This window comes from Blastocatellia bacterium, assembly GCA_035275065.1.
Lineage (GTDB): Bacteria > Acidobacteriota > Blastocatellia > UBA7656 > UBA7656 > DATENM01.
The window spans coordinates 26401-49718 of sequence record DATENM010000046.1; the positions used below are offsets into that span (position 1 = coordinate 26401).

The window sequence follows — 23318 nt, forward strand, 5'->3', positions numbered from 1 at the left end:
GAGATTTGAGCAAAGATGGGAGAACGTCAACGAGAGATCAAGCGCCGCCGTCATCGTCAGGAAAAGCGCAAACGACTGCGCGCCAAGCTAGCCAAGGCCAACGACGCCGAACGGCCAAAGATCGAAGCGCAGATTCGCAAGACCTTCCCGAAGTACACGACGGAGATATGAAGGGGGTCAGGAGTCAGGAGTCAAAAGTCAGAATAAAAGAGGAAGTCGGTGGCAGTGAGTACACTTTTCGCGCCTTCCAAGTTCATTCTGACTCCTGACTCCTGACTCCTGACTCCTGACTTCTTCCGCTAGCATTCCGAGTAGCCGCAGGCGTAGCAGGTGTGACAGCCTTCGACGCGCACAAAGGCCGAGTCGCCGCAGCTCGGGCAGAGGTCAGCCGAAGTCGCCTGCATCGCCGCCTGCTTCATTTTTTCTTCGACCGCCACCGACTCACCCTCGACGCCCATCTGCGCGCCCTGCCCCGCATCTTCATTGCCGTAGCTGACGTTCAGATAATTCTCTGCCAGCGCCTGGCCGACGGCGTCCGGCAGGCTCAAGACGCGCCGCTTGCCGAAACCGTAAGAGCGCGCCCCGCCGATGCCTGTAATCTGCTTCACAATTTCGCGGACGCGCTCGACCGGCGACACCGGCGACGCCATGCGCAGGGTGAGTGACATCAGGCGGCCCAGGGCTTCGGCCATCGCTTTGATGTCGGAGCCCGCCTTGCCGATCTCTAAGAAGACCTCGAACGGCTGGCTCTCTTCGTCCTCGTTCATGGTGATGTGCGCCGTGCCCGAGGGCGTCGCCTTGCTGACCGTGTAGCCGCGCCGCTTATAGGGACGCGGGCGAACTTTCGGCTGCTGCGCGTCGGTCGTGACGGCGATTGCGGCCTTTGCCGGCGCTTCGCTTGCGGCGGCTGGCGCGGCGCTGATTGTTGAGGCGCTGACCGTTGTCGCAGCGGCGGCTTGCGGTACAGCGGCTTCCGCTTTCGGCGCGGCCTTCGCGGCCTTCTTGTCCTCTTCCTTGAGGTTCAGCACCTGCACGTCGCGCGAGCCGTCGCGGTAGATCGTGCCGCCCTTGCAGCCGAGGCGGTAGAGCAGCTCGTAAATCTCGCGCGTCTGCTCGACGGTGTAGTTCGACGGCAGGTTGCAGGTCTTCGATATCGAAGAATCAACCCAGCGCTGAATGGCCGCCTGCACTTTGACGTGTTCTTCGGGCGCCAGGTCCATCGCCGTGACGAAGTAACCGGGCAGCGGCTCGCCGGGGTGTGCCTGCTGCCACTCTTCCAGCACCTTGACGCGCTCTTCGTGCTGGCCGAGGCGCGATTTGCGGAAGTAGTTCCAGAAGTAGAACGGCTCGATGCCGGTCGAGGTGCCGACCAGCGTGCCGATGGTGCCGTTGGGCGCCTGTGTGAGCAAGGTCACATTGCGCGCGCCTTTTTCGCGCACCGCTTCGCGCACGTCTTCGGGCATCGATTTCATGTAGCCCGATTGCAAATACTTCTCGGCGTCGAACATCGTGAAGGCGCCCTTCTCTGCCGCCAGGTTGGCCGAGGCGTGATAGGATTCGCGCGAGATGAAGCGATAGAGCCGGTCAATGAACTGCACCGATTCGTCCGAGCCATAACGAATGCCGAGGCGAATCATCATCTCGGCCATGCCCATGGTGTTCAGACCGACCCGTCGCTCGGCCTTCTGCTGCGCATAGTTCTCGTCGAAGAAGTAAGGCGTCGCATCGATGACGTTATCAAGGAAGCGGACGGCATAGCGCACGGCGCGACCGAGGTCGTCCCACGCGACATCGCCGTCGCGAACGAACTTCGACAGGTTGATGGCGCCGAGGTTGCAGACGCCGAACCCCGGCAGCGGCTGTTCGCCGCACGGATTGGTGCAGCCGAGATAGCCGGCGTCGTAATACCATGAGTTCGACATCTTGTTGGCGCGCTCGATGAAAAAGACGCCCGGCTCTGCCGACGCCCAGGCCGATTCAATGATCGAGTTCCAGACCTCGCGCGCCTTGACGGTGCGATGCACGACCGTCTTTTTGCCCGCCGCCTGCCATTTCTCCAGGTTGCCGTCCCACTGCGTTTCGTAATCAGGATCGCTGACATCTGGAAAGATCAGGTCCCAGTCGGCGTCCGCATGCACCGCGTCCATGAACTTATCCGTGATGCCGACAGAGATATTGGCGTTGGTGATCTTGCCCATCTCGCGCTTCGAGTTGATGAACTCGACGACGTCCGGGTGCCAGCAGTTGAGGATGATCATCAGCGCGCCGCGCCGGCTGCCGCCCTGTTCGATCAAGCCGGTGACGAACGAATAGAGCGCGCCCCACGAGACCGAACCCGACGAGCGCCCATTGACGCCTTTGACATAAGCGTGGCGCGGACGCAGGCTGCTGACGTTGATGCCGACGCCGCCGCCGCGCGACATAATCTCCATCATCTGCGACAGCGTCTCGACGATGCCGCGCCGCGAATCTTTGGGTGACGGGATAACATAGCAATTATAAAAAGTGAGTTGCTGGTCGGTGCCGGCGGCGGCGAGGATGCGGCCCGCGGGGACGAATTTCCAACCGTTAAGCAGCCAGCGAAACTTCTCGTACCACTCGTCGGCGTGCTCGCCTTCGACGGCGGCGATGCCGCGCGCGACGCGCTCCATCATCTGTTCCGGCACCGTCTCGATGGGCTTCGAGACATGCTCGATGAGACAGTCGATTTGCGCGCCGTCTCCCAGCTCGACGGTGACGCGGCCCGCGCCGCCGGCGGCTTCCGTGTCCATGTGCGTGATGACGCCGATCTCGCGCTGGCCGGTCTTGCTGTCAACGCAGACGATGACCATGTCGCCGGGCGAGAGCGTCCGCTTGCGCATGTCTTTAAGGGCGTAGCGGTCGAGGAAGATCTTCTGCCCAAGCTCCGACAGTTGATTATTGTCAACGACGCCGGCGTGGCGCACATCGGCGTGTGGCACTAGCGGCGAAAGCGGCTCTTCATTATTTGGGCCGGTGGGATTTTGTGCATTGCCGACAGATCGGGTAGACATTGCTTAATCTCCTAAATCATCTTTGGTCGTAGAATTGCTGGCGCAGCCCTGCTCAGGAGAGAAGGCTCTCCTGTCCCTGCGCGGGCCGGGTAAGTCGGGGACTATACGAGTATTCCTGTAAAGGTCTGTCGTTACGGTTCGGCCACGGCCCTGCTGCCTGAAAGCCGAATCGTATGTTCCCAGGCGTGATGGCTCTTTCGATTCCGCTGATCGCTCACCGAATCGGTAATGCTCCGCTCCGTCATCCCAGATCTAACCGGCTTCCGAGCCTTAATCATAGCCTCCTTGCCGGGTTGACCACAACGGCTTACCTGCGCTCGGCTACGGCGGCGATTTTCGTCCCGCAGCGGATTCGGAGTTTACTCTATACCTAGTCGCGTGTCAATCAAAAAGTACAACATATTGTGGTCAAAGGAAATAGACGAGTGCGGCGGCCTTGCCCAAAAAGTCCGCCAAAAGATTCCTTCGGTTACAGCCATTTTAGAGTTTTTGGGCAAGTGGTTGAGTTTTTGGGCAAGTCCCAGAAATGGGACAGGAAACCATGATTTTCTTGAGATGGGCAACGGGCAAGATGTAGGCTTGCGGTCATGTTATTTCCGGCTCCGCCCTCAGTTTGGAGAAAGGCTAGTTTGCGCTTGCTACGATGGGCCATTATCACGCGCTCAAGTAAGGCGATCATGTCAACAGCTTGGCGCGCTGGTTTGTCACATATACGCCAAGTTCCTAACCGGCTGGTGCATATGGACAAGACCGCGCATGCCTATATCGCCTCTCGTTTCCCCAAGACTTTGGCGACTGTGGATAGAGTATCTGGTGCGGTCTATGAAATCATTTGTAACCCAATCTTCAGTATCATTGTTGCTTTGTTATTGGTGGTATTAGTAGCTACGGGAGTAGTGAATTTAATTGTCTCTGTTGCTATAGTGGCCGATTGGGTGCTTTCTGTTTTTTGGATAGCAAGGTCTGGCGTTGTAAGGAAGATAAGTATTCCTTCAAGACTTATTGTACTTATCGGGAGCGGGTTGCTATTGGCGTTTCTTGGCGAGCGTCTTGGCAGTTGGGCCTTAGACAAGTATGACCAACAACATTCTAGACAAGCGGAACCGCCTCTCGTATTGTCGAAGGTAAACGAGCTTTTTCTACGCCCGTCCTCAAATGACCGGGGCTGTTTCAATGTTGGTATTCATGCGTTCACTGTTGATGTCCATTACAACGCCACAAGCGGCCCCGACATTGAAGATATTACAGTCAAGTTGAATAGCGTTTATCACAACGGAGAACCAGACGCAGACGCGCTTTGGCAAGTCGTTTTGCAGCAACGTCATAAAGGCAGCAAAGACGAACAAGAACGTACAAAGGAAGGCTTTAAGTTGCGAGCGGGTGGTACTGAGGAAATCAGTGTAATTAGCTCACATCCTTGGTATCCGCAGGCGTCCTATATCTATAACACTGACCCTAATGCAGACGATAAACTACCGCCAGGTAGATGCGCTCTACATCTCGGTATATTCGTTAGCGGTAGGCAGGTGGGGCCTGACCGGGTCTTTGAAACTTATTATGATCCTGAGACAAGATGTCTTGAGTTCTGGCCACAAGAGAGTGACCAGCCAAAAACGCCTAATTCCCCTGTTAAACTGCCCAAGCTAAGTATAGAAATCCTTCCCGAAAATCAACAAATCGTTACCGGCAAGACATTTGGCGGCATTTGTCGCTGGACAAATGTTGGGCCGGGAAAAATGTTTAACGCTATTTGTTACTCACAAGTCTATATTTTGGATGTAGTAAACGATAGAGCCATTATTCGCAAAATAGAGGACAAGGCTGGTAACAATCTTGCCCAAGAAACTCGCATGTTAGGGAAGGAGTATTGTGAAGGGAAGGTTAGAGGGAAAGAAATAGGCGTTGGGGAGAGTCTAACAGCCAAGGCTTTTACTCGTTCCCTAACTCCCAGTGATTTTGAGGGGATAGCCGGAACAACCAAGAGAATCTATGTTGTGTCTTGGATAGCGTGGGAAGATTCTGAGGGCAAAAAAGACTCAGCACATGACTGTCAATGGCTGCAATATCCGTATAGAAGCGCGGAGGATTGGCGACATTGCAGGGCGTCGGATTGACTGGCTCTTGCGTCTTCGGTTAACTCGTCTAGGAGGCCGAGGCGACGATGGCGATGGGTACGCTCAGGCGAAATTGGGTGCCGTGGCCATTGGCGGCGGGGCTGAGCAACTCGACCAGGCCGCCGAGCTCGACGGCGCGGCGCTGCACGATGGCTAGGCCCAGGCCGGTGCCGCGTGACTTCGTTGAATAAAACGGCTCGAAGACTTTCTGCTGTGCCTCCGTCGCAATGCCCGGCCCGGTGTCGGTGACTGTGAGAATCAAGCGCGGCGCTTCAATCTTCGCTTGCCGCGCGCTTTCGACGTGGGCTTGAATCCTTACCTCGCCGCCTTCGTCCATCGCCTGCACGGCGTTAATGACCAGATTGCTCAGCGCCTCGCGCAACGCACCGGCCTCGGTGCCGGTCAGCGTCACATCCATAGCCGATTCAACCGTGATGACGACGCCAAGCGCTTTTGCCTCGGCGGCAATCAACGCCACCGTTGAGTCAATCAGGTCGGCGAGCGCCACAGGCCGCTGGTCGGCGTGGCTCGGGCGGCTGAAGGCCAGCAGTTGTGAGACCGTGCGGTTCAGCCGGTCTATCTCGCTGACGATCAACTCCAGGTCGCGGTCGTAAGCCTTCAAGGCTTCCTCTTCGCGCATCACCTGAGCGATGGACTTGATGGCCGACAGCGGATTCTTGACTTCGTGTGCCACCTGCGCCGCCATCTGGCCGAGCGTCGCCAGCCGCTCGCGCGCCGCCAGCTCGCGTTCGAGCCGCACCTTCTCTTCGATCAAGCGGCAGCCTTCGACTTCGACGGCCACCTGCCCGGCGATGACGTCTAGCACCGAGCGCTTCTCGCTGGTCAGATGGTGCGGCGCGGCGGCGATAATCATCAAACCGATGATCTGCCCTTCGCGCCTGAGCGCGTAGGTGATGGTTGCGCCGATCAGATCGAGGTCTTCATCCGTCTCGACAGATTCGGCGTCCCACTCGGCGAGCTTATCGATCAAGCGGCGCTCGGGGCTTGCGGGCGCGGCAGCTTCAACGGTGATGATCCTTACACTCTCAAGCTCCAGGCCACGCCGAATCGTCTCTTCGCTGTAGCGCACAAAAGCCGCCAGCTCGCCAAAGCCTTCGGCGCCGGTCGCGACCTGGCGCACGACGTCGCGATAGAGGCCGATCTCGCTGGTGAACAGTTGATGCACAGCGCGGTCAATCGTTCGCACCAGCGGCCCGGCCAGCGCCACCATGCCGAGCAGCAGAATCACTTCGACGACGCCCGGCGTGATCGTGAAGCGGTCAACGAGGAACTGATCGAGCCGCCGCACGCCGTAGGTGTAGACGGCGATGAAGACCAGCGCGAAGACGGCGTAGACCAGACTGTCACGCACCGCCACGTCCACGATGCGGTAACGGTAGACGTGATAGGCGACGAAAAAGATTGGCAGCAGCGATAGCAAGATGAAGCTGACCCAGAGGAAATCGTTCGGCCCCGAGCGCGCAATAGCGACGACGTAAAACTGTAATGCGCCGTTCAGCACCAACAGCACGCCCAGCCGCTTGAAGAAAGTGCGCTCGCGCTCGGCGTCCTCGGCCAGCTTCTTGACGATGGCCCAATCCAACAGCGCCGACGAGACCATCACCAGCAGATACCAGATGGCGTAAGGGATCAGCAGGACGCGAATCTTCAGCATGAAGGGGCGGTAATCGCCACTGGTGACCCGATAGATGGCATAAGGCAGGAAGGCCATCGGCACGTAGAGCGCCGCGCCGACCATCTGCACCCCGCGCCGCCCGAGCGTCCGGTAGCCGTCGAGCGACGCCCACATCGCGACGTGCGCGTGCAGCAGCGCCGCCGGCAACAGCGCCACCCCCGTCGTCGCCAGCACATCCCAGGCGCGCAGCAGAAAGGTCAGCCGCTCGCGCCCCAGCAACAGCTCGTGCAGGGTGATGAAGAGATTGCCGAGGAACCAGACGCCGAGGCAGAGATTGAGAATTGTAATTAATCGCACGGGCTGCGACTGGCTCTGCTGGGTGCCGAGCCGCCGGCTCCAGATCAGCCATGCGATGTAGAGGTGCAGCATCGCGCCGGTCGCGAAGCCTACGAGCTTGAGGATTTGAATCGGGGACATAAGTCACCGACGCGGCGACGGGCGCCGGGAAAGCGGGGCCGCCTTCCTGCCTTTCCGCCGCCGCGTCGCAAGTCAGCGCCCGAAGCGCGCCGCGTCTTTGCTCGCGTAGGCGGCGACGGCGTTGTCGGCGACGGCGGTCTGCTGAAGCAATCCGACGACTTCGGCGAGCCGCGCCGCCGGAATGGCACAGGTCATCTCGTTGTTCGACATGCCTGTGCGCACGCGGCTCAGCATGCAGCCGACCGAAACAGCGACGGCATGGTGCTGGCGGGCCATCGGGATGATGTGGCACTGCGGCTTGCCTTCAAACTTCAGGCCCGGCACGGCGTCGGAAAGAATCATCGCCTGCCGCGGGTTGACGCGTAAAAAGATCACGTCCGGGTCTGCCGAGGTTTCGGCGAGCGGCCCGTAGGTGATGTAATCGTACTGCTGTCCGACGACGGGAATCTGCGGCACCATGTCGAGTGTCACCCATCCGGATTCGAGGATCGCCGCAACGTCCAGGTTGCCGGCAACCTCTTCAATACTTTTGAGTCCGTGCGTCAAACTGCCGACCGAGCAGTTGCCGTGGTCTTCCGGCTCGGTCGTAAAGGTGCGGCCGGCGGCTTCCATCCAGAAGACGCAACCGGCAGGCACTCGGCCTGTGCGCCCGTCGGCCAACGGCTCCGGCACATCGCTTTCATAGCGCGGCACGTCCTGCGGCGCCTCGTCGGAAAAGGTGATCGCCAGCGGCGGCGTTTGTAGTCCGAGCAGCGAGCCGAGCTGGCCCGCCAATGCCTTCCAGTCCTGTGTGGTCATCCAGTGATTCTCCTCGTTCGAGTTAGCTGACAAAAATGAATCGCCAGGATTATAATGGCTCGCGCCTCACCAGGCGATGGCGTAGCGCCCGCGGCGCGGGTCGGCGCCGCCTTCGATGACGCCCGTATCCGAGCGCAGCATGATGATGGTCGGGGCGCTCGGATTGCCCCACGCCGCCTGCATCTCGACCTTGTGGCCGCGCGCCGCTAACTGGTCGGCGACCTCTTTGGCGATGCGCGATTCGAGGTTCAAGACGCCCGCGTTGAAGCGATGATCGTCGAACGAGCTGACCAGGTGCAGCGTTTGAAAGCGCGGCGCTTCGACCGCTTCCTGCACGTTCATGCCGAACTCGATGACGTTGAGCAGGACTTGAACCAGTGACTGATCCTGATTGTCGCCGCCCGGCGTCGACAGCACCAGCAGCGGCTTGCCATCCTTCATCACCAGCGTCGGCGTTAGCGTGATGCGCGGCCGCTTGCCCGGCTGCAAGACGTTCGGGTGATGCTCTTCGAGCAAGAAGGATTGCATGCGCTGGCCCATCAGCACGCCGGTGTCGCCTGCGACAACCGCCGGCAGCCACGCGCCCGACGGCGTCGCCGAAAAGACGTTGCCGTCTTTGTCCATCACGTTGACGCAGGTCGTGTCGTTGGCGCGCTCGGCCTCGGGCACTTGCGACTGGCCGGTTAAGCGCGGCTGCGCGTGACCGCTATCAACCGGCTTCACGCTCGCCGGGTCGCCGGGCCGTTGTTCGAGCGAGGCGCGTTGCGCATCGATCAGGCGGCGGCGCGCCGTCGCATACTCTTTCGACAGCAGCTCTTTCGCCGGCACCTTCACAAAATCCGGGTCGCCGTAATAACGATCACGGTCGGCAAACGCCAGCTTCATCGCTTCGGTGAGCGTGTGGATGTATTCCGCCGAGTTCGGCTTCATCAGTCGCAGGTCGTAGCCTTCGAGCAGGTTGAGCATTTCAAGCATCGCCGGCCCTTGCGCCCAGAAGCCGGTTTTATAAACCTCATAGCCGCGATAGCTCGCATGCATCGGCTCTTCGACTCGGGCATGGAAAGCCGCAAAGTCCGCGGCGCGCAGCAATCCGCCCTGGGCTTCGGCAAACTCGCCGATGCGCCGGGCGATGGGGCCTTTATAAAAATAATCACGCGCCGCCATCAAGGCCGCGTGGCGGCCATGCGAGGCGGCGTCTTTCTCGGCGCCGACGATCTCGCGCAACGTGCGCGCAAGGTCGGGCTGCGTGAACATCTCGCCGACTTTGGGGACGCGGCCATTCGGTAAAAAGAGCTTGGCGCTGGTCGCCCACGGCTCAAAGATTTTGCGCGTCCGCTCGATGTAGCTAACGCGCAATTCGTCTATCGGGAAGCCATCGGCCAGCTCGATGGCCGGCTGCATCACTTCGGCCAGTGATTTGGTGCCGAACTGGTCGAGCGCGGTGACGACGGCGTCAAGCACGCCGGGCACGGTCGCAGGCAGTATGCCCGACGAAGGGATGGTGCCGGGCCGCGCGCCGCCTTCATTGATCGAGACGTATTCGGGCGAGCCGCGATAGACCGGCCCCTTCGCATCTTTGTTCTGCCGCGCCCATGCGATGAAGAAGTCGCGGGTCGCCAGCTTCGGCGCGATGCCCTGGCCGTTGATGACCGCAGGCTTGCCGTTTGCGGTTTTAATGATGATCGGCACCTCACCGCCGAACGAGAAGTGCGAAAACTCGATGACCGAGGCCGCAAGTATCGCGGCGCAACCGGCGTCCACAGCGTTGCCGCCCTGCTGGAGCAGGCGCATGCCGGCTTCGGCTGAAAGCGGGTGGCCGGCGGCGACCACACCGCGCTTGCCGCGCACGACGGGCCGGAAGGTCTCGGCTTCGGGAACGATTGTCGAAGCGAAAAAAATGGCGGTGACGATGACGAACGACAGCAGACCGGGCAGCGTTCTCATACGAGCCTCCTTAGGATGCATGGTGAGAAGGACAGTTTCTGTCTTTGCCGACTGGCTGTCAACGCGGCGTCATCCCCGATTGCTCTACAGCTTATTTGAAACGATTACCTGTAAGAGAGGCCAGCGGAAGTTATTCATTGCGGCCATCCTCTGCCCGAAAAAATCCTCAACCCCGTTGGCATGCTTCTCCGGTGGCGGGAGGGTGCCGCGCTCTTCTAAAGTCTTGCGCGCGACGCGCTGTACACGCGCGAAGAGGTACCGCATCGCTTGCTGGTCAGAGGCCGGCCGGCCTTCTTCTCCTGTGCGAAGCTCAACGACTCGCCGCGCGCAGTTCGATCTGGCCGTCGCGCACCCGCACCTCGAAGCAGGGTTGCGCGTGGACCGAAGGCCCTTCAATCACCCGCCCATCTTCGAGTGCGAATCGCGAGCCATGCCAGGGACAGCGCACGCTGGCATCTTCAAGCGTTCCTTGTGCGAGCGGCCCGCCCATATGCGAGCACGTTTCGGCAATCGCATAAATCCGCTCGCCCCGCCGCACGAGCAATACCGGCACGCCGTCGGCCTCGACGCGCTGCAACTCGCCATCGCGCAGCTCGGCTTCAGCCATGACAGAGGTAAACTCGTCGGGCAGCTCCTGGTCAGCCGTGTGGTCAACCCCGACCTGCTCGCCATAAACAAGATGCCCGCCCAGATAAGCCGCGGCGCTGGAGATCACAAAACCAAGCGCCGCAAACCCTCGGCCCGCGCGACGCTCACCCCGCCGCCGGCAAACCAGCGAGGCCGCGTAGAGCGCCAGCGCGCTGGCGTTCATCAGCCCATGGGTGATGCCGATGCGGCGCGCATGGCCATCGGTGTGCGCCCAGTCCGTCAGCCCCGTCAGCGCCGAGCCGGCGGCGCCGACCACTCCGACGGTGACTGCCGTATCGGCGGCCTCAGCGAACCGCTCGCGCCCGCCGATTTCATCCATGGCGTCGAGCACCAGCGCCGCCGTCCACGCGCCGATGGGCACATCGGTCAGCACTGAATGAAGCGGGTGGCCGAGCCATGTGCCGTGCAGAAAGTTTTTAATCTTCCTCCCGGCGATGCCGCCTGCTTGGAAGGTTTCGGCAATCGCTGGCTGCAACGAATCGGCAACGACGTCGAGCCAAGCCTGTTTATCGATAAGCTGAATCGCGACGTTTGATGACATTGAGTCCTCTTTCCTATCACCCATTCGTGAATGAGACTATTTATATCGCAGTGGCTGCTTGTGGAGGGTGAGGTTGAGCAGGTTGAACTAGCGACCGCCGCGATAGGTTGCGCTCGCGCCCACTGTCGGTTGCCATGCTAAGCGACTAACGCTACCTTTGGGTTGTGCGCTGTTAGCCGCTACACTATTACTACATTCGCTAACTGCAACTTGTCAACCATCCCGCCCTCGCGGTGTCGCTTGATGGCGGCGCACCGGGCAACTTATAATCGCTCGCGATAACCAGAGCGCCTACTGCCTGACGGACAGGAGTCGAAAAATGAAGCGCATACTCGGACTGGCGCTCGTGGTTGCTGCCGCCACCACTGCCTGGATCATGTCACAAAAGAAGGTCGTCACGCCCGCTGATGCGGCGCCGCTTGCGCCCGCAATCAAGTCATCCACTGAGCCGCGCCCGGACACGCCGTTGAAATTGCCGCTCGCCGCGCCGCACATCCTCGTCAAGAAAGGCGAGCGCCGGTTGTTGCTTTTCGACGGCGACCGTCAATTGCGCGTCTACCGCATCGGCCTGGGCTTTACGCCGACAGGCGACAAGGTGCGACAGGGCGATGGGCGCACCCCTGAAGGCAGCTTCTATGTCTGCGTCAAGAACGAGGCGAGCAAATTTTATCGCTCGCTCGGCCTGAGCTATCCCGACAAAACGCACGCGGCGCGCGGCCTGCGCGACGGGCTGATCGACCGCGCGCAGCACGACGAGATCGTTAGCGCCCTCGACCGCCGCCAGCGCCCGCCGTGGAATACGCGGCTGGGCGGCGAGATATTCATTCACGGGAACGGCTCGTCGAACGATTGGACGTGGGGCTGCGTGGCGCTCGACGACGTAGATATGAAAGAGCTCTTCGAGGCCGTGCCGAAGGGTGTCGCCGTTGTCATCGAGCCATAATGATTTCCGCCATCGGGTGTAGCGCAATCTGTTAGATTGCGCGAGCCCATGCGCAATCTAACAGATTGCGCTACATGACGAAGGCCCGCGCTGCTCTCAACAGCGCGGGCCTTTCGCTTTGGTGATGGCGCGGCGGTTATTGCACCGTCAACGCCGTGTCATCAATCACGAACGAAGTTTGCAGGCTGCTGTCTTCCGTGCCCAGGAAGTAGACGCGAATCGTCTGCCCCGCGAACGACAGCAGGTTGAAGGATTTTTGACTGTAGCCGGCGGCCTTGTTCAAATTCGAGTAAGTCGCCAGCGTCGAAAGCACCGTGTTCGACGAGTTGCGGATTTGCACTTGCAGCTTGTCGAACTGTGTCGTCGTCGTGGTTTCGGCTGAATCGATGTGCAGCCAGAAGGTCAACGTCGCACTCGTCGCCGTCGAAGGAATGGTGACGGTTTGGAAACACGAGTCGGTGTGCGTCGTGCCATAGCCATCGAGCCACGCTTTCCACGTCCCGCCGTGCGCCGCTTGCGAGGCGCTGTTAGTAATCACCCCGGCGGTCGCCGTCCAGTTGACGTTGCCCGATTCAAAGCCGGGATTCAACAACAACTGCTGCGTGCCGCCGCCGCCACTCGAAACCGTCAACGTCACGGGCACCGTCACCGGCGTATTGGTCGCCCCCGTCGCGCTGATGGTGATCGCGCCGTTATAGGTTCCCGCCGCCAACCCGCTGATGTTGACCGAGACGGTCGTGGCCGAAGGCGCGGTGCCCGAAGTCGGGCTGACTGAGAGCCACGTCTGGTTGGCGCTCGCTGTCCAGACGAGCACGCCGCCGCCGGTGTTGCTGATCGACAGCGACTGGCTCGCAGGATTGCTGCCGCCGGCGGTCGCCGAAAAACTCATGCTCGACGGGCTGACGCCGATGGTCGGCTGTACCGGCACACCGGTGTTGCCGTTGTAAGCAACGAGCGCGAAATCTTGATCGGTGGTGTCGGCGTTGCCCGGCACGCCGTCGCCGGCGATGTTCGTCGCCTTGACCGTGATCGTGAAGCTCCCCGACGTGCCCGCCGGCAAAAAGACCGACTCGGCGTTGTTCTTCGCGTCCGCCGTGCCGCCGCTGATCGAGTTGGCTCCCGAAAAGACGTTGCCTTTGTACGTCACGCCGCCGACCGTCACTTCAAGGTCGAGGTTGTTGACCCACGGCGCGCCGGTCGTTGGCCCCGGCGCGTCCGACCACGCCAGCGTCACCCGGAACGGTTTCGTCGTGTCGGCGACCGTGCCGGTGACTTGATAAGTCTGGCCGGTCGCGCCCAATACTTGCGTCTGATCCACCAGGATGCGCGCCGTGCCGTCAAAGGCGCGGCCCAGGTCCATGCGGCCCATGCCCTGGCTGTTCGACGGCAGGTTGTCGCCGGCGCCGGTGCCGCTCATGTAAGCCGCCGCATTCATCAACGCCGCCTTGACCATTGCAGGGGTCGGCGCGGCCAGCCCTTTGTTGAGGAAGTCTTGATAGACGAGCGCCGCGCCGCCGGCGACCGCGGGCGTCGAATGCGAGGTGCCGCTCGACCAGCCGTAGAGCGTCTGGCCCGTCGGCCAAAACTGATTGCAGACGCTGCTGCCGTCATAGTTCGATTGCGGCACGCCGGCTTCGATGTGGGTGCCGGGCGCGACGATGTCAGGCTTGATGCGGCCATCGCCGCCGGTCGAGTTCACCGGGCCGCGGCTCGAAAAGCTGATGATGTCGTTGGCGCTATCGGCGCCGGTGTTGGCGATGCCGCAGCCGTCCGTGCCGGTCTGGCGGACGTTTTCGCTGGCACCGACGGTGATGACGTTCTTGGCGGTCGCCGGGCTGCTGACCGTGTTCGAGGCCGAGCCGTCATTGCCGGCGGCAAAGACGACGGTGAGCTGTTGCAAGCCTGTGGTGCCGCTCTGCGCGTCGCGCACGATGGCGTCATAGGATTGGGCGCTGGCGTCGTACTTGGCCACAGGGCCGCCGGTCTGCGTCTGGAAGCCCCACGAGTTGCTCGATATGCGCGAGCCCTGGCCGTAGGCGGTGCTCTCCCAGACCGTGCCGCTCGACGAGGTGCTGCCGAAGATGGCGGTGACGCCGACGCGGGCGAACGGCGCAATGCCGAGGCCGTAGTTGAAGCCGCTGGCGTCTTCGAACGCCGAGCCGGTGCCGCTATTGAAGCCGCCGATGATGTGCGAGTTCAAAAAGCCGTGGCCGCCAAGCACGCCGCTCTGATTCGTCGGGTTGTTGGTGAAAGCGACGCGGGCCGCCGGCAGGTCGGGGTGGCCCGCAAGCGTGTAGGTGTCGTCGGCGACGTTGACCGCAAACGAGGTGAACTGCGAGCTGGTGAAGCCCTTTGAGGCCAGCCACGAAAGGTAGCCGGGGCCGGTCGGCACGTTGCCGCTCAGGTTGCCGGCGACGATCTGTCCCTGCGCTTCGTCGAGCTTGCGGCGCGAGCCACGCTCTTCGATGCCGAAGACATTGTCGTACTGTGCCATCTGCGCCAGTCGTCCGGCCGTCACTTGCAGCTCGACGTTGTGATAGTTGAGAACGCGGGACGTCTGCACGAACTCGGTCGCCAGCGCCTTGAGGTCGCTTACGGTCTGCTCGGCGTCGGGGCCGTCAATCACCTGCACGGTGACGTTGAAGGTGGCGGCGCTGTCGCGCAGGCGCATCTCGCGCAGGTAAGGCGAGACGCGAAAACCCGGCTCGTAATCGCCGACGAATTGCACGGTCGAATCGTTTTTGCCGAGTTTCATCAGCCGCCGCGCCGCGCGCGCATCGCCGCGCACGACGTAGGCATCGGACGGCATATAGCTGACGATCTCTGCGCCCGTCGCCTTCAGGGTCTTGAGCCATTCGCCCTGGATGGGGCCAACGAACTGTACGAGGTAAAGGCCGCCCGTCGGCGCTGTGCCCGCCGCCGAGGCGATTGAGATGTCTGATCGGCGCAGGTCGGCGGGAAGTTGATTGTACGTCGCCGCCGGGTTGGTCGTGTCTAAGACATAACCGTTCAGGGCGATGAGATTGAATTCATCCTGCAATGCGCCGCCGAGCGATTGCATGGCCATGCGCCCGCCCATCGCCCGCTCGTCTACGACCAGCATGCGGAAGCTGCCGTAGTTGATCTCGTCATGGATAGCGCCTTGCTCGCTCAGCCGGTTATAGGTTGCCTGGTCTGCCGCGTCGAGGATGACCTTGTGCAAGGTGCTGTCACTGACGTAGGCATTCGGGGCAGCAGGGCTGATAGATTGCGGCGTGTTGTCTTGCTGCATCATGGCGCTGGCGGACAGGAACAATACCGTCAACACCAGCGCGAAAAGAAAAACGGTTGAACGCTTCATTAAGATCCTTCTCCTTATGCGGCCCGCGGGCCGGGTTATCGGGATGGCGCAAAAGCCTGAGCTGAACTCCCGGCAGTACGAGCGGAAGGGTGCTGCCGAAAGCGGATTGTGGCGACCCGTGATGATTGTCGGGTTCGAGCTGAAAGCACCTGTGAGGGGGCAAGACGTCTGCGGTTTCGCATGCGCCCGTAGCGCATGCGGCCGCCTGATCGTTGATGCCTTCAGACGCTTTCAGCCTGCCAATCATCCCGGATGGATTGAACTACTTTGGAAACCGGCAAAAGAACGGGGAGGAATTGCTTAGATCCTTCCTCTCTCTTTCTTTGAGAGCAAGGGAAGATATACCGGGGCATAACAAACTGTCAAGCCCGATTTTAGGAATGCAGGTTACATTGCAAGGCCGGAGTAAACGAGGCGTGTGGCGGCCAGCGCGGGCGTCAGTCGAAGAGCTCGCCGAGGATGCGCCGCGCCAGTCGCTCGCGGTCTTCGCGGCGGCGGATGGTGCGCCGCCGGTCGGTGCCTTCGTTGTCTAGCCAGGTGACGCCATCAATGATGACGAGCGTGTCTGCGGTGTAGCGGGTCGAGCGTCGCCGCTCCATCTTGCGCCGGTCAATGACCGCGCCGCGCCGTTCCTTGCCATTCCACACACTCATATTGACCTCGTGCTTGGAGACAACGCCTGGGGAGGCGAGGTCGGTTGCATAGAGTCAAGGAAACCCTCGCATCTACAAAATGACGATTACGCTAAAAGTTTCAGCAAACCGTTACAAACGCCGCGCGGCTCATTCGGGCGACACGTCAAGACGCTCGGCGCGGCGGAAGTAGAGGGCGCGCGGCGCGGCGCTCGTCACCGTCGCTTCGCGGTCGCCTATGACCGGCGGCAAAGTCAGCGCCGCGGCCCGCTCAATGGTGGCCAGCACCGCGGCTTCTTCGTTGCGAAAGACCTGCTCGCGCAATGCCGCCGCCTCGTTGGTGAGCGCCGTGATCTTAACGGCCAGCGCGTCGCGGTCGGCGCGCAACGCCGTCAGCTTCAGCGCCAGGCGGTTGATCTCTGTCTGCCGCTCTTCGATCTCGCGCTCCAGCAAACACTCTTCATCTTCGCAAACGGCGGCGCGGCGGTACAACCCTGCCGCCTCGTCTTCGAGCGCTTCGGCCATCTGGTCGAGCATACGCATCTTGGCGCGCACAACCGGCGCCGCCGCGTCCTGAATCGCTTCGTCTTCAATCAGTAATGCCATAAACAACTTCCCTTCCCTTCGCGAACTTCAAATCGAGCGTCCCAATTTCTACAACGCGGCGCGCGCCGGGAACGTCGCCACGCGCGCCGTCGCCGCGCCCTGTTTGCGCGCCGCTTTGTCGGCGTACATGCGCTGGTCGGCAATCTCCATCAACTCGTCTATCGCCGTGCTCTCAAGCCCGTAGGTCACATGGCCGATTGAGATGCCGACGCGGGCGATGCGGCCCGGTCGCACCTCGTAGGCGCAATGATCAATCGCCGCTTGCAGTCGCAGCTTCAGATCGGCAACCACTTCCGGCGTCGCGCGGTGCAGCAGGGCGACGAACTCGTCGCCGGCATAACGAATCAGCAGGTCGCCGCTGCGCATGCAGGCGCGCAGGGTCTCGGCCACCCGTCGCAGGATTTCGTCGCCGACGTGATGGCCATAGGTGTCATTGATCTTCTTGAAACCGTCGAGGTCCATCATCATCAGCACCAGCGGGTAGCCGTAGCGTTCGGCGCGGCTGCGTTCCTGGTCAAAGAAGCTGTACATAAACCGCGAGTTCGGCAGGCCGGTCAGGTTGTCCGTGAGCGCCGATTCCTGCGTGCGCTCAAACGCCAGCGCGTTGTGGATGGCCGCCGCCGCGTGCGTGGCGATGGTTTCAAGTAAGCGCAGTTCGTCGGGCGTATAGCCGCTGTTCTCTTCGCAATAGAACGCCAGCGCGCCGACCGTCTCGGCTTCATGCAGCAGCGGAAAGATGGCCGTCGAGCGGTAGCCCGCGGCCAGCCCGCCGAGCGGGCGTTCGAGGTCCGCCAGCGGCGAGCCGCCGATCAGCACCTGCCGGTGCTCGGCCACCCAGCCGGCGCCGCCTTCGCCGGTGGCCATCTGCCAGCCTTTCAGCGCCTCGGCGTTCTTGCCCGTGGCATAGGCGACGCGCAAACGGTCACCTTCCGCCAGGTAGATCACCTGCGTCGCAAAATTGGCGATGCATTCAAGCTTGGCCGCGACTATCGGCAGCACCTCCGAGAGCTTCAGCGTCGAGCCGAGCGTCTGGGTGATTTCATAAAGCGACAGCGCCTCGCCCTGCGCGGCGGTGATGTCGCGCAGCGCCTTCTCGACCCGCGTAGATGGCGGGAAGCTCAAGCCGGGATCGAGCAGGCGGCCGGTCGTCAGCGGTTCGACCGCGAACGCCGCCGGCGCCTGGAGGTTGGCGACCGGCACGTCATCTTCGAGCGTGTCAATGATGGCGATGAACTGGTCGAGCAGTGTGGGGTCGAACATACGCCCGCGCTCGTTGCGCATGATGTCGAGCGCATCGTCGCGCCCGTAGCTCTGGCGGTAGGACCGGGCGGTGGTCAGCGCATCGTAGCAATCGACAATCGTCAGCAAGCGCGCCCCGAAGGGAATCGTTTCGCCGCGCAGGCCGCTCGGATAGCCGCCGCCGTCATAGCGTTCGTGGTGATGCTTGACGATGGGCACGACCTCGTAAGGAAACTCGACGTTGCTGAGAATGTCGGCGCCGACCACCGGGTGAATCATGATCTTCGAATATTCGGCGGTCGTGAGCTTGCCCGGCTTGTTGAGAATGTAATCCGGCACCGCCAACTTGCCGATGTCGTGCAGCAGAGCGGCGGCCTTCAATCCTTCCATCTGCTCTTCGGGATAGCCGATGGCGCGCGCCAGGCCTTCGGCCAGCCGGCTGACGCGCTGGATGTGGCCGCGCGTCAACGGGTCTTTGGCATCAATGGCCAGGGTCAGCGATTCAATCGTCGCCAGGTGCAATTGCGTCAGCTTGTCTATGCGCTGACGCGAGGCTTCGACCTTGCCGAGATAGGTCTTATAGGTCACATAGGTCAGCGCCATCACCGGCAGGGTGATGAGCAGCGAGCTGAAGCCGCAGACCATAATCAGTTTCGATACCGCGACGGCGACGCCCATGCCGACGAAGAAGGCCAGCCACGTCCACAGGTAATCTTCGCGCCAGGTCTTAAAGAAGGGCCGGTTTTTCCAGAGCGCAATACAGCCGGCAATGATCGCCGTGTTCAGCAGGTAATTGACCAGCGCCGCCATCAGCGCCGCCAGCACGAATTGATAAACCTGCCGGTTGTCTCTGAGCAGCGCCGGCAGCGGCCCGAAAACCAGCGTCGACAATAACAGGGCGCTCAGCACTGAAAGGCTCATAGCGCCCATGTTGACGCCGAAGTTGACCGGGCGCATGCGCCCGCCGCCGCGCGTCGAGCGCGCCAGCCCATCAATCGCGGCGAGCACGGTCGCCGCCCACGGCCCGAGCAGCAGCGCGCCGGTGAAGATGAAGGCGTCGGTGAGCGTCACCTTGCTATTGATGCCGGGGAGTCGGATTTCGCCCTGCCAGGTGACAAAGGCTATGCCGACCAGCAGCAACAGCCAGTCGAGGCGAACGGGTTCCAGGGCCAGGTGATAGACCGCTAAGGCGAGCGCGGCGGCGCCCGCCACGGCCACCGACCAGGCGTAAAGTTTGGCCCTGAAACTTTCGGCTTGCGCCACAGTCACCTCGACCTTCGATTGAATCGGCGACGGATGAGTCACACCGGGAAGGCGGCGCTGCCGCCTTCCGAGTGATTGTGGGGACAATCGGCGCGCCCTCGGCAACCGTCCTGAGATATGAGGCCGTATAACCAGAACAGCCCGCGCGCCACGGGTCAGGAAATCCTTCATCAACGCTCGTGCCGCAGACGGCTCCGACGCGCACTTTTTTTTAGCTTATATCTTCAGACAGTTAGCGAGCGGCAAGGACCAATCGCCGCAAGCCCTGGCGGCCACACCAGTCAATCTGGCAATCGCCGCCCGGCGGGTTCATTCACAATGACGGAAGCAGTTACCAGTAGCCGGTTAGTCAGTTACCAGTCCAGGCAGCAGCGTGGATCGTCTGCGACTTTCCTACTGGCAACTGACAACTGACAACTGGCTACCGCCGTTGGTAGTCGTCGTAGCGCTCGATGATGCGGCGGACGTATTCGCGGGTGGCGGGAAACTGGATGCGGTTGAGGAATTCGTCAGGTGACAATTGCACGCGCTCGCTCTCAGCCGCCCAGCGCTCGACGTTCGTAGGGCCGGCGTTGTAAGCGGCCAGCGTCACCGCCAGGGCGTTCGGCTCGTCGCGGTAGCGGTTGAGCAGGGTGCGCAGATACCAGCAGCCGACGTGCAGGCTGGTGGCCGGGTCGCTCATGGCCTCGTTAAACGAAGAGGTGGCCGGCAGCGGCGCGCCGCCGGCAACCCCGGCGATGGCTTCGGGGAGCGAGCGCGCACGGGTCGAGCTGATCAACTCTTCGCCGACCACCGGCGTCACCTGCATCAAGCCGACAGCGTTTTGCGAGCTGTGCGCGTTCGACCTGAAGAACGACTCTTCATAAACAATTGCCTTGACCAGCAGCGGGTCAACATTGTGCTGCGCCGCAACGCTATAAATCAGCTTGTCGTAGCGGTGCGTCCAGTAATGCAGCGCCGCTAGCACCGTTAGCACGATAATCACAAGGCCGACAAACAGGATGAGTAGTTTTTTGCGCATGGGACTCATCGGGCGTAAGTTTCGGGACACTCAGCGTCTCGACAGATTATAGCGGCAAGGCGGCGCGCCGCGCACGCCGAGGCGAGCGGCAAGGCCGGCCTTCTTGTGATGAAAAAACCGATGTGCTATAGATGTGGCGCAATCTGTTAGATTGCGCGAGTCGCTGCGCAATCTAACAGATTGCGCCACACGGAGACCCTTGCCATGCACAACTTGATGACCGGCCTGAGAAAACTCTGCGCCCTCGCGCTCATCTGCCTGCTGCCGACGATGGCGGCGGCGCAGACGCGGCGCGCTCCTGCTTTCGACGTGATTATCCGGGGCGGCACCGTCTATGACGGCACCGGCGGGCCGCCGCGCCGCGCCGATGTCGGTATACGCGGCGACCGCATCGCGGCGGTCGGCGACTTGAAAACGGCCACTGCCGCGACGGTCATCGATGCGACGAATCTGGCGGTCGCGCCCGGCTTCATCAACATGCTGTCGTGGTCTACGGAGTCGTTGATTATTGATGGCCGCTCGCAGGGCGAGTTGCGCCAGGGGGTGACGACACAAATATTCGGCGAAGGCGAATCTATGGGGCCGCTCAACCCCGCGATGAAAAAGCTCATGCTGGCCAGCCAGGGCGACCTCAAGTACGACATCCCCTGGACGACGCTCGCCGAATATCTCGGCTATCTCGAAAAGCGCGGCGTGTCGCAGAACGTCGCCTCGTTCATCGGCGCGACGACGATTCGCGAATACGTCATCGGGCTCGAAGACAAGCCGCCGACGCCGGCCCAGCTCGAAGAGATGCGCCAATTGGTACGCCGCGAGATGGAAGCCGGCGCGCTCGGCATCGGCACGTCGCTGATCTACGCGCCGGCCTTTTACGCCAAAACCGAGGAGCTGATCGAGATGTGCAAAGTCGCATCGCGGTACAAAGGCAAGTACATCTCGCATATGCGCTCGGAAGGCAATCGCCTGATCGAAGCCGTCGAAGAATTGCTGCGCATCAGCCGCGAGGCCAACATCCCCGCGGAGATTTATCACCTGAAAGCCGCGGGCCAGGCGAACTGGGAAAAGATGGATAAAGTCATTGCGATGATCAACGAGGCGCGACGAAAGGGTATGAAGATCACCGCTGATATGTACACCTACACGGCGGGCGCGACGGGGCTGGACGCGGCGATGCCGCCCTGGGTGCTGGACGGCGGCTACGAGGCGCTGTTCAAGCGCTTGCAAGACCCGGCCATGCGCAAGAAGATCGCCGACGCCGTACGCACGCCGACCAGCGAGTGGGAAAATCTTTACCTCGCCGCCGGCTCGCCCGACCGCGTCTTGCTGGTCGAGTTCAAATCCGAAAAGCTCAAGCCGTACACCGGCAAAACGCTTGCCGAAGTCGCCCGCCTGCGCGGCGAAGACCCGGTTGAAACGATCATGAATCTGGTGCTTGAAGACCGTTCGCGCGTCGGCACGGTCTATTTCATGATCAATGAAGAGAACATCAAAAAGCAGTTGCGCCAGCCGTGGGTGTCGCTCGGCTCGGACGCTTCTTCGATGGCCCCTGAGCCGCCGTTCACACGGTCTTCGACGCACCCGCGCGCCTATGGCAACTTCGCGCGCTTGCTTGGCAAGTATGTGCGGGATGAAAAAGTGCTGACGCTAGAGGACGCGGTGCGCCGATTGTCTGGATTGCCGGCGACGAATCTCGGCTTAGACCATCGCGGCTTTTTGCAGCCCGGAATGTTTGCCGATGTCGTGGTGTTCGACCCTTTGACCATCGCCGACCGCGCGACCTTCGACAAGCCGCATCAGTACGCTGTCGGCGTCCGCCAGGTCTTCGTCAACGGCGCGCAGGTTATCAAGGATGGCGAGCATACGGGCGCGAAACCGGGCCGCGCCCTCTGGGGACCGGGCAGGGTGACAAGTCACAAGTGACAAGAAAGTAAGGCTCATATTTGCGATCATCGCATCTGCCTATCGGTGGACAGCATGGACCTTCGCTTGCTCTATCTTAATCACTCGTTACTTTTCTTCTCTAAGGTTTTGCAGCCTTTCTAATGCAAGTTGCAGAAGGCGATCACTGAACAGGCGCTCCTTACGTTGCGCATGGTCCAGTCCAGCCGGCCAATTCCGAATCCCATGACGAATGCCTGCGAGTGTTGCTTCCACACCTTCACGAACGATCAACCAATCTACCGTAGCCAGCGCTTCCATTCCGAGCGGCGATTGAAATCCGTCGATTAATTCGTCAGTTGCGTTAATGGCAGGCAGATATACTCTCGCCTCACTAGTTTTCAGGTAGAGCTCGACTTTTTCCCGCTTGGCCTCGTCAAACCATATCGTGTCGAATGGCCCAGCATCCGCGAGACGTTTTTCGCAGTGCAGGTAACTGCCATCAAGTCCATTAAGCAGATGTGTTAATCGATTAGCATAGGGGCCGTATCGATTCGCGATAAATTGCAAATCGAGTGGGTCTTTTAGTCCTAAGCTTTTGATAGTGCGCTCCAGAAACCACGCTAGCTTTTGCGTCTCTAACAGCGTACATTCAATTCCTAACACCCAATATCGCCTCACCATCTCAGCGATCAAGGCGCGTGCTGGTGTCAGCTTCTCGGCGCCTTTCTTTTTGGCCACATTTTGATATTGCGTCGTAGGTTCGTAAATGATGATGTCTACATCTTCCAGACCGCCGAGCGCTTCCTCTATAAGCGGGCGCACTACGGCCCAATCTAACCCGCCGTTACCGCAACCAAGCGGCGGAATGGCGATAGAACGAATCTGTTTATCGCGAATCACCTCCTTTAATGCCGCTAACCCCATGCGCACCCATTCCAGCTTCGTGGGCGGACGCCAGTGCTCCTTCGTCGGGAAATTGATAACCCAACGCCGGCCTTTCAATTCGTCAACCGAGGTGACAAACATCTCGCCAATTTTCACTTTTCCGGCTTTGCACGCCGCTGCGTATGCTTTGTAGTTCTCAGGGAAACGCTCCTTGAACATCAGGGCAATGCCCTTGCCCATCACGCCGAACGTGTTCACCGTGTTGACAACAGCCTCCACGTCCGCATCAAGCAAATTGCCTGTGGTGAATCGTATCAT

General features: G+C 61.0%; 15 protein-coding genes. 4 read left to right on the top strand and 11 right to left on the bottom strand.

The features are described 5' to 3' along the window. Window positions 1-15: 15 nt before the first annotated feature. Window positions 16-171, top strand: coding sequence for a DUF6800 family protein (locus VJ464_10125; GenBank protein ID HKQ05479.1), 156 nt, complete (start codon window positions 16-18; stop codon window positions 169-171). 128 nt (window positions 172-299) lie between these two features. On the opposite strand, the gene VJ464_10130 is transcribed toward VJ464_10125, so the two are convergent. After that, window positions 300-3032, bottom strand: coding sequence for an adenosylcobalamin-dependent ribonucleoside-diphosphate reductase (locus VJ464_10130; GenBank protein ID HKQ05480.1), 2733 nt, complete (start codon window positions 3030-3032; stop codon window positions 300-302). 677 nt (window positions 3033-3709) lie between these two features. Between VJ464_10130 and VJ464_10135 the strand changes: the two genes are divergently transcribed. Further along, window positions 3710-5146 carry a hypothetical protein gene (locus tag VJ464_10135; GenBank protein ID HKQ05481.1) on the top strand — a complete coding sequence of 479 codons (1437 nt, stop codon included), beginning with the start codon at window positions 3710-3712 and terminating at the stop codon, window positions 5144-5146. Window positions 5147-5174: 28 nt separating this feature from the next. Here VJ464_10135 and VJ464_10140 read toward each other — a convergent pair whose 3' ends face one another. The 4 genes from VJ464_10140 to VJ464_10155 form a co-directional block, all read right to left on the bottom strand. Then, the gene (locus tag VJ464_10140; GenBank protein ID HKQ05482.1) at window positions 5175-7259 is read right to left on the bottom strand and encodes an ATP-binding protein; all 2085 of its coding nucleotides are present in this window, start codon (window positions 7257-7259) and stop codon (window positions 5175-5177) included. Window positions 7260-7331: 72 nt separating this feature from the next. Next, a complete protein-coding gene (locus VJ464_10145; GenBank protein HKQ05483.1) occupies window positions 7332-8057 on the bottom strand; it encodes a DUF169 domain-containing protein in 726 nt (241 codons plus the stop codon). A 66-nt stretch (window positions 8058-8123) separates the two neighbouring features. Then, the gene (locus VJ464_10150) at window positions 8124-10001 is read right to left on the bottom strand and encodes a gamma-glutamyltransferase family protein (protein HKQ05484.1); all 1878 of its coding nucleotides are present in this window, start codon (window positions 9999-10001) and stop codon (window positions 8124-8126) included. Window positions 10002-10311: 310 nt separating this feature from the next. Next, window positions 10312-11190, bottom strand: coding sequence for a Rieske 2Fe-2S domain-containing protein (locus VJ464_10155; GenBank protein HKQ05485.1), 879 nt, complete (start codon window positions 11188-11190; stop codon window positions 10312-10314). 319 nt (window positions 11191-11509) lie between these two features. On the opposite strand from VJ464_10155, the gene VJ464_10160 reads away from it, so the two are divergent. Beyond that, window positions 11510-12133: a L,D-transpeptidase family protein gene (locus VJ464_10160; GenBank protein HKQ05486.1), complete on the top strand. Its 624-nt coding sequence runs from the start codon at window positions 11510-11512 to the stop codon at window positions 12131-12133. A gap of 136 nt (window positions 12134-12269) precedes the next feature. Here the strand turns inward: VJ464_10160 and VJ464_10165 are convergent, their stop codons facing one another. From VJ464_10165 to VJ464_10185, 5 genes are all read right to left on the bottom strand, one after another. Further along, window positions 12270-15473: a S8 family serine peptidase gene (locus VJ464_10165; GenBank protein HKQ05487.1), complete on the bottom strand. Its 3204-nt coding sequence runs from the start codon at window positions 15471-15473 to the stop codon at window positions 12270-12272. A 437-nt stretch (window positions 15474-15910) separates the two neighbouring features. Then, a complete protein-coding gene (locus tag VJ464_10170; GenBank protein HKQ05488.1) occupies window positions 15911-16126 on the bottom strand; it encodes a hypothetical protein in 216 nt (71 codons plus the stop codon). 129 nt (window positions 16127-16255) lie between these two features. Next, window positions 16256-16711, bottom strand: coding sequence for a hypothetical protein (locus VJ464_10175; protein HKQ05489.1), 456 nt, complete (start codon window positions 16709-16711; stop codon window positions 16256-16258). A 48-nt stretch (window positions 16712-16759) separates the two neighbouring features. Beyond that, the gene (locus VJ464_10180) at window positions 16760-19300 is read right to left on the bottom strand and encodes an HD domain-containing phosphohydrolase (GenBank protein ID HKQ05490.1); all 2541 of its coding nucleotides are present in this window, start codon (window positions 19298-19300) and stop codon (window positions 16760-16762) included. A gap of 334 nt (window positions 19301-19634) precedes the next feature. After that, window positions 19635-20234, bottom strand: coding sequence for a lytic transglycosylase domain-containing protein (locus VJ464_10185; protein ID HKQ05491.1), 600 nt, complete (start codon window positions 20232-20234; stop codon window positions 19635-19637). 204 nt (window positions 20235-20438) lie between these two features. On the opposite strand from VJ464_10185, the gene VJ464_10190 reads away from it, so the two are divergent. Next, window positions 20439-22154: a D-aminoacylase gene (locus VJ464_10190; protein ID HKQ05492.1), complete on the top strand. Its 1716-nt coding sequence runs from the start codon at window positions 20439-20441 to the stop codon at window positions 22152-22154. 87 nt (window positions 22155-22241) lie between these two features. On the opposite strand, the gene VJ464_10195 is transcribed toward VJ464_10190, so the two are convergent. Beyond that, the gene (locus VJ464_10195) at window positions 22242-23318 is read right to left on the bottom strand and encodes a macro domain-containing protein (GenBank protein HKQ05493.1); all 1077 of its coding nucleotides are present in this window, start codon (window positions 23316-23318) and stop codon (window positions 22242-22244) included.

Excerpts from the sequence above, each read along its gene's own strand:
- VJ464_10125 (HKQ05479.1), top strand. The coding sequence starts at position 16 with ATGGGAGAACGTCAACGAGAGATCAAGCGCCGCCGTCATCGTCAGGAA.
- VJ464_10130 (HKQ05480.1), bottom strand. The coding sequence starts at position 3,032 with ATGTCTACCCGATCTGTCGGCAATGCACAAAATCCCACCGGCCCAAAT.
- VJ464_10135 (HKQ05481.1), top strand. The coding sequence starts at position 3,710 with ATGTCAACAGCTTGGCGCGCTGGTTTGTCACATATACGCCAAGTTCCT.
- VJ464_10140 (HKQ05482.1), bottom strand. The coding sequence starts at position 7,259 with ATGTCCCCGATTCAAATCCTCAAGCTCGTAGGCTTCGCGACCGGCGCG.
- VJ464_10145 (HKQ05483.1), bottom strand. The coding sequence starts at position 8,057 with ATGACCACACAGGACTGGAAGGCATTGGCGGGCCAGCTCGGCTCGCTG.
- VJ464_10150 (HKQ05484.1), bottom strand. The coding sequence starts at position 10,001 with ATGAGAACGCTGCCCGGTCTGCTGTCGTTCGTCATCGTCACCGCCATT.
- VJ464_10155 (HKQ05485.1), bottom strand. The coding sequence starts at position 11,190 with ATGTCATCAAACGTCGCGATTCAGCTTATCGATAAACAGGCTTGGCTC.
- VJ464_10160 (HKQ05486.1), top strand. The coding sequence starts at position 11,510 with ATGAAGCGCATACTCGGACTGGCGCTCGTGGTTGCTGCCGCCACCACT.
- VJ464_10165 (HKQ05487.1), bottom strand. The coding sequence starts at position 15,473 with ATGAAGCGTTCAACCGTTTTTCTTTTCGCGCTGGTGTTGACGGTATTG.
- VJ464_10170 (HKQ05488.1), bottom strand. The coding sequence starts at position 16,126 with ATGAGTGTGTGGAATGGCAAGGAACGGCGCGGCGCGGTCATTGACCGG.
- VJ464_10175 (HKQ05489.1), bottom strand. The coding sequence starts at position 16,711 with ATGGCATTACTGATTGAAGACGAAGCGATTCAGGACGCGGCGGCGCCG.
- VJ464_10185 (HKQ05491.1), bottom strand. The coding sequence starts at position 20,234 with ATGCGCAAAAAACTACTCATCCTGTTTGTCGGCCTTGTGATTATCGTG.
- VJ464_10190 (HKQ05492.1), top strand. The coding sequence starts at position 20,439 with ATGCACAACTTGATGACCGGCCTGAGAAAACTCTGCGCCCTCGCGCTC.
- VJ464_10195 (HKQ05493.1), bottom strand. The coding sequence starts at position 23,318 with ATGATACGATTCACCACAGGCAATTTGCTTGATGCGGACGTGGAGGCT.